This is a genomic window from Pseudomonas sp. IT-P218, from assembly GCF_949767605.1.
Lineage (GTDB): Bacteria > Pseudomonadota > Gammaproteobacteria > Pseudomonadales > Pseudomonadaceae > Aquipseudomonas > Aquipseudomonas putida_AE.
Map to the genome: position 1 here is coordinate 472,128 of NZ_CATKQQ010000044.1, position 6,440 is coordinate 478,567.

Sequence of the window (6,440 nt, forward strand, 5' to 3'; positions counted from 1 at the left end):
TTCGCGCTAAATAGGTGTCGGTTTAATGAATCTTGAAATCTATGGGCACGCTGACCCAGCCGTCCTGGGCCACGTCACCCTGCTTGGCGGGCACGAAACTCCAGCGTTTCACGGCGCTCAGGGCTGCCTCATCGAGGGCCTCGCGGCCGCTGCTCTTCTGAATCTGGATCTCGCCGGGCTTGCCGCTGGCGAGAACATGTACTCGTAACAACACCGTGCCTTCCCAACCGCGACGCTGGGCCAGCGACGGATATTCCGGCGCCGGGTTTTTCAGGTACGCGGCGTTGGCCGAGGCAGGCGTCACAGGCGCTGGCGCGGGTGGCGCGGGCGGTGCGGGCGGTGCCGGTGCTGCAACCGGAGTAGCCGGTTGTGGCGGTGCGGGCGGTTGCTCGACGGCCTTGGGCGCAGGTTTAGGTACTGGCTTGACCACGGGCTTTGGCTTGGGAATCGGTTTTGGCGCCGGTTTGGCCGCCAGCTCATCCACCACGGGGGGTGGCGGTTCGACCACCGGTGGCGGAGGTGGTGGAGGCGGCGGAGGTGGCTCAACCGCTGGCGGTGCCGGACGCGAAAACTCGATGGTCATCGGTGGAATTTCCGGCGGCACGATCGGCAATGCCTTGGTCGGCTGCTGATTGACCCAGTAAATCACCGCGCCGTGCACCAGCAACGCCAGCACACCGAGCAGGATCGCTTCGCGTCGGCTCAGGACGCCCTTGGGTGCACGCTGCAAACGCAGCTGGCCCAAAGGCACGCGGTGAACCCGCCCGAGGTCGACCAACTCACCACCTGGCGCGTGGCGCCAAAGCACCTCGTGTGCGCTGGCGGCGTTCTGGACATTGCCCATTGATTTACTCCCTGCGGTCTTTTTGCGAATTACCCGATACGGCGAACCCGACGTTCCCCCGAACGACGTATCGACGGGTTAATCATTGAGTCAGACGCTTATCTCTGAAAGTAATATTTGAAGTTATAGATAGACCCAAAACGAATATGAAAAAAGCTCGATTCGTTGCAGGCCATGTCGCGTAAGGGCTGCGGCCAGGCGGCCGAAAACACATGCTTTTCAGGCATTGAAAATATTCCCCCAAGGCATGGTTTTCGGCGCATCAGAAGTCGTAGCGACCAGTCACACCCAAGGTCCGTGGTGTCCCGAGCAAACCTTCGTAACCGCCGTTGGCACCGGTCCAGAGGGTGGTGTAATAGGTTTTGTCGAAGGCGTTTTTCAGCCACAGCGAGACGTCCCACTGGCCCTGCTTGAAGTCGCCACGCAGGCCGGTGGACAGGTTGACCACGGCGTAGCTCGGGATCTGGCCGAAGTCCGAATCCTCCACCGTGCCCACCGCTTTGGAGCGGAACGCATAGCTGGCGGTGACGTACTCCTCGAAGCCGTTACTCAGGTTCCATTTGTATTCGCCGTTGGCGTTGCCGATCCATTTCGAAGCACCGACCACCTGGTGGCCGGTGAGATCGCACGAGGCCGGGGCGCCTGGCGCCAGGCTGACTTCCGGCGGGCACGGCGCATCCTTGTAGGAGAGGTAGCTGACGTCGTTGTAGGAGCCGTTGACGTTCAACGTCAGGCCGCGCAACGGGATCAGCGTGCTGTCGAATTCCACGCCACGGGAGCGCACGGAACCGGCGTTAGTCAGGTATTGCACGCGGTTGACGTCGTCGTAGGCGTTGGTCTGGTAGCCGTTGACCTGGGTCCAGAAGACGTTGGCGTTGAGCTGCAGGCGACGGTCCCAGAGGGTGCTTTTGAAGCCGAGTTCGGCGTTGTTGGCGCGCTCGGTGCCGATAAGCAGCGAGTCCGCGCCGGCGACCGGGGCAGTGCCCACGGCCAGGTTGACCCCACCGGATTTCTCGCCGTGGGACAGCGTGGCGTAGCCGAGCAGGCTATCGCTGAAGTGATAGCTGAGGTTCAGCAGACCCGAGGGGCTGGAGCTGTACTGGTTCAAATCGCCGGAGTCGTAAGCCCCGGCACGACCTTGTCTGACCGCCGCTGCCGCGCCAGCCACCGCCGCGCCACCCACTGGCGCATTACGGTCGACCCAGGCGCTTTTCTCTTCGTAGGTGCCGCGCACACCAGCGGTGAAGTCCAGCCGATCGCTGAGGTGCCAGGTGCCTTGGGCAAACAGGGCGAAGCTGTCGGTCTGGATGTGGCCTTTGCCGATGCTGGTGACGTTGGCCAGTGCACCCGCGGGTGTGCCGTTCCAGATGTCCGCTTGCGGGCCGTAATAGGAGAACGATTTGTTGTCCAGGTTGGAGCCGAAGTAATAGGCGCCAAGCACATAATCGAAGAATCCGCCGGTGGGCGAGGCCAGGCGAAACTCCTGGGAATACTGCTTATCCTCCACCGAAACGCCAGCGTTGTAGAAGGCGGTTACGTTCAGGCCGTCATCGTTGCGCGGAGTGAAATTCCACCAGCGATAGGCGCTGATGGAGGTCAGGGTGAAGTCGCTCGGCAGCGTCCAGTTGGCCTCGACCGACGTGCCGCCCTGATGCACGGTGACGTGCTGGTCGTTGTTCAGGTTGACCTTGCGATGGGTGCCATCGACCAGCGTGGCGCCCGCCGCGTTGGCCCGATTCTGGTAAAGGTTGACGCCATTGATGGTCGGTCCGGTGTTGTACAACACGCGGGTGCCGGCGCTGGAATCCTCTTCGTTGTAATCACCAATCCAGCGCAGGTTGAACGACTCGTTCGGCTTGAACAGCAACTGGCCACGAAAGCCATCGCGTGAGCCGCCGTTCAGGTCGTGGCCGTCGTATTCGTTCTTGATGTCGCCATCGCTGCGGGTGCGGTAAGCGGAAAATCGACCCGCCAGTTCATCATTCAACGGCCCCGAAATCGTGCCTTTGGTCTGGAAGTAACCGTCCTCGCCCACCGAGCTTTCGATGCTGCGCTCTGGTGTGAATGACGGCGCCCGCGTGCTGATGTTGATCACGCCCGCGGTGGTGTTCTTGCCGAACAAGGTGCCTTGCGGACCGCGCAGCACTTCGAGCTGCTCGATGTCCATCAAGTCGAACACCGCCATGCCCGGCCGACCGAGGTAGACGTTGTCGATGTACAGCCCGACGCTGCCTTCCAGGCCATCGCTGGCCGGGTTGTTGCCCAGGCCACGGATCGACACGCTGGACTGGCGCGCATGCATGTAGGCGACATTGACGCTAGGGACCAGTTGCTGCAGATCCTGGATGCGATAGACCCGCTGGGTTTCCAGCACCTGGCCGCTGACCACGCTCATGGGGGTCGGTACATCCTGCGAGCTTTCTTCGCGACGGCGGGTGGTCACGGTCACGGTTTCCAGTTGAGCGCCATCGGCCTTGGCCGACGCGGCTTTCGTAGTAGCCTCTTGCGGGGTGGCAGTCTCGGCTGCGTAGCCTTGGGTCCAACTGGCGCTCCCCGCCAGCAGCAGAGCCAGGGGCAGGCGTTTGAGCCGTCGGGGTGTGAGGGGTGACGTCAGGTTCAACGGACTCATGAGGCGGCTCCTGGTCAAAAACACACAGCGACTTTTCAGTAGTGCATATTCTTTAAAGTTATTTATTTATGTTTTTACAAAGATTTACTGCATAAGAGATTGCCTTTATAAGGAGTCGACCTAATGCATATCCAATGCATTTCCCCGATATTTTTAATGTGAAAAATGCATATCGACTTGCGCCAGCTCCGCCACTTCATCGCCCTCGCCGATCAGCGCAGCTTCGTCGCGGGCGCCGTGGCGGTGAACCTGTCGCAGTCGGCATTCAGCCGTAGCATCCAGGCGCTGGAGCACAGCGTCGGCTGTCAGTTGGTGGATCGCGGGCGCAAGGACCTGGCGCCGACCAAACAGGGTCAGGTATTGCTCGAGCACGCGCGGCGGCTGGTCAGCGGCGCGCAGCAGATGGCCAACGAGATCAGCCAGTTCAACGGCCTGGAGGCCGGCGAGTTGCGCTTCGGTTGCGGCCCGGCGCCCGCGGCGGGATTGATCCCGCGGGCGATCGGCAGCTTCATCGGTCGCTACCCCAAGGCGCGGGTGCAATTCCAGGTGGATGACTGGCAAAGCCTGAGCAAGCGCCTGCTGAGTGAAGAGTTCGAATTTTTCGTCGCCGACACCCGGCAGTTCGAGGCCGACCCGGACTACCTGACCCAACGCCTGCGCCCGCGCAAATGGCATTTCTGCTGCCGCGCCGGGCATCCCCTGGCCGCTCGCGAAAGCGTCAGCGCCGCCGAGCTGATGAGCTATCCGATGGCCGTGACCATCCGCCCGCCGAACCTGCGCAAAGTCATCGTCGACCTGAGCGGCCGGCCGGATTTCACACCCAATGTGGAATGCGAAAACAGCTACAGCCTGCTTGGGGTGGTGCTGCGTTCGGATGCGATTGGCATCGTCGGCGAGTATTCGGATGCGCTGCATAATGCCAAGGGTGAGTTGGTGCGCTTGAAGGTCGACGGGCTGGCCGATGACCTGGAGGAGCTGTACACCCGCTACGGGATTGTCAGTCGCGCGGGGTATCGGTTGTCACCGCTGGCGGAGGCGATGATTGCGCAGATCAAGGAGATTGATGCGCAGGATGATGAAGTGTGTTCGCTGGAGAATTTCGCTGTCTGATCTGGCCTCATCGCTGGCAAGCCAGCTCCTACAGGGGCTGGTGTACACCGATCCATTGTGGGAGCGGGCTTGCTCGCGAAGGTGTCAGCCCAGGCAAAGATGCATTCACTGCATGAAAACCATTCCCCAAACGCACTTGCCTCAACCCCGCCCCAACAGCGAAAAACCTCGCCTGTCTTTCGATCGGTGAACCCCATGTCCAACACCCCAAACCCAGTGCGCAACGTGCTGTACATCATGTGCGATCAACTGCGCCGCGATTACCTGTCGTGCTACGGCCATCCGCACTTGCACACCCCCAACATCGATCGCCTGGCCGCCGCCGGCGTGCGTTTCAGTCGTGCCTACACCCAAGGCACCATCTGCGGCCCGTCGCGGATGTCGGCCTACACCGGGCGCTATGTCAGCAGCCATCAGGTCGCCTGGAACGCCGTGCCCTTGCCGCTGGAAGAACTGACCATCGGTGACTACCTGCGGCCCCATGGCATACGTACCGCGCTGGTGGGCAAGACCCACGCCACGCCCAATCTCGATGCCTTGCAGCGGCTGGCCATCGACCCGCTCGGCGATCAGGCTTCGGTGCTGAACGAAGTCGGCTTCGAGCCATTTTTTCGGCATGACGGGATCTTCCCCGACGACCCGTTGTTCGATGACAAACGCGAATCCGCGCCCTACACCCACCATCTGCGCGACCTTGGGTTTACCGGGCGCAACCCGTGGCACGACTGGGCCAACGCGGCCGAAGGCGAACAGGGCGAAATCCTCAGCGGCTGGAAAATGCGCAACGCCCATCTGCCGGCGCGCGTACCGGAGCAGCATTCGGAGACCGTCTACACCACCGACCGCGCCCTCGACTTCATTGCCGAGCAGGGCGAGCAACCGTGGTGCCTGCACCTGTCGTACATAAAACCCCACTGGCCCTACATTGCCCCTGCGCCCTATCACGCGCTGTATGGCGCAGAACAGGTGATAGAGCCGGTGCGTGCAGCGCAGGGCGAGGCCAGTGATCACCCAGTGTACAACGCGTTTCGCCAGCACGAGGAGAGCCTGAATTTCTCCCGGGATGAAGTGCGCCTGAACGTGATCCCGACGTACATGGGCCTGATCAAGCAGGTCGATGACCAACTCGGCCGGCTGTTCGATTCTCTCCAGAGCAGCGGTCGTTGGGACGACACCCTGATCGTGTTCACCAGCGACCACGGCGATTTTCTTGGCGATCACTACCTGGGGGAAAAAGAGTTTCTGCTGGAGCCGGCGGTGGGCGTTCCACTGATCGTTCGCGACCCGCGCCCGACGGCGGACGCCACGCGTGGTTCGGTGGACGAGCGACTGGTGGAAACCATCGATGCACTGCCTACTTTCCTCGAGGCGCTGGGCTTGCCAGGTGCCGAGCATCGCCTTGAAGGGCGCTCGCTGATTCCCCTGTTGCACGGCGTGCAAACCGACTGGCGCCGCTTTGCGATCAGTGAATACGACTACGCCTTTCAGGCACCTGCCCGGGAGCGGCTGCAGCAACCCATCGACCGTTGCCGCATGACCATGGTGCGCAGCGAGCGCTGGAAATACCTGGCGTATGACGGCTTTCGAGCGCAGCTGTTCGACCTGCTCAATGATCCGCAGGAATTACGGGACCTGGGTGCCGACCCGGCGTATGCCTCGGTTCGGGAGGAGCATGCGGGGTATCTGTTTGAGTGGGTGCGTGGGTTGAAGCGGCGCACGACCATCAGTCATCAGGAGATTGATTTACGCGGCCAGCGGTTTCGTTATGGCGAGCCTGAGACCGAGAAAATGGTACAGATCGGCGTGTGGTGAAAAAGCATCGCTGGCAAGCCAGCTTCTACAAAGGTTCACCGCGAC

4 protein-coding genes are annotated in these 6,440 nt (G+C 61.7%); 2 read left to right on the forward strand and 2 right to left on the reverse strand.

Going from position 1 to position 6,440, the window contains the following annotated elements; genetic code table 11:
* Positions 1-22 precede the first annotated feature (22 nt).
* Positions 23-844, reverse strand: coding sequence for an energy transducer TonB (locus ACM6I6_RS22525; RefSeq protein WP_414920726.1), 822 nt, complete (start codon positions 842-844; stop codon positions 23-25).
* Between the two features lie 262 nt (positions 845-1,106).
* Positions 1,107-3,473, reverse strand: coding sequence for a TonB-dependent receptor (locus ACM6I6_RS22530; protein WP_414920727.1), 2,367 nt, complete (start codon positions 3,471-3,473; stop codon positions 1,107-1,109).
* A gap of 165 nt (positions 3,474-3,638) precedes the next feature.
* Here ACM6I6_RS22530 and ACM6I6_RS22535 point away from each other — a divergent pair, with 165 nt between their 5' ends.
* Positions 3,639-4,583, forward strand: coding sequence for a LysR family transcriptional regulator (locus ACM6I6_RS22535; protein ID WP_323608071.1), 945 nt, complete (start codon positions 3,639-3,641; stop codon positions 4,581-4,583).
* A gap of 195 nt (positions 4,584-4,778) precedes the next feature.
* Positions 4,779-6,395, forward strand: coding sequence for an alkaline phosphatase family protein (locus ACM6I6_RS22540; protein ID WP_414920728.1), 1,617 nt, complete (start codon positions 4,779-4,781; stop codon positions 6,393-6,395).
* The last annotated feature ends 45 nt before the right edge of the window (positions 6,396-6,440 follow it).

Excerpts from the sequence above, each read along its gene's own strand:
- ACM6I6_RS22530 (WP_414920727.1), bottom strand. The coding sequence starts at position 3,473 with ATGAGTCCGTTGAACCTGACGTCACCCCTCACACCCCGACGGCTCAAA.
- ACM6I6_RS22540 (WP_414920728.1), top strand. The coding sequence starts at position 4,779 with ATGTCCAACACCCCAAACCCAGTGCGCAACGTGCTGTACATCATGTGC.
- ACM6I6_RS22525 (WP_414920726.1), bottom strand. The coding sequence starts at position 844 with ATGGGCAATGTCCAGAACGCCGCCAGCGCACACGAGGTGCTTTGGCGC.
- ACM6I6_RS22535 (WP_323608071.1), top strand. The coding sequence starts at position 3,639 with ATGCATATCGACTTGCGCCAGCTCCGCCACTTCATCGCCCTCGCCGAT.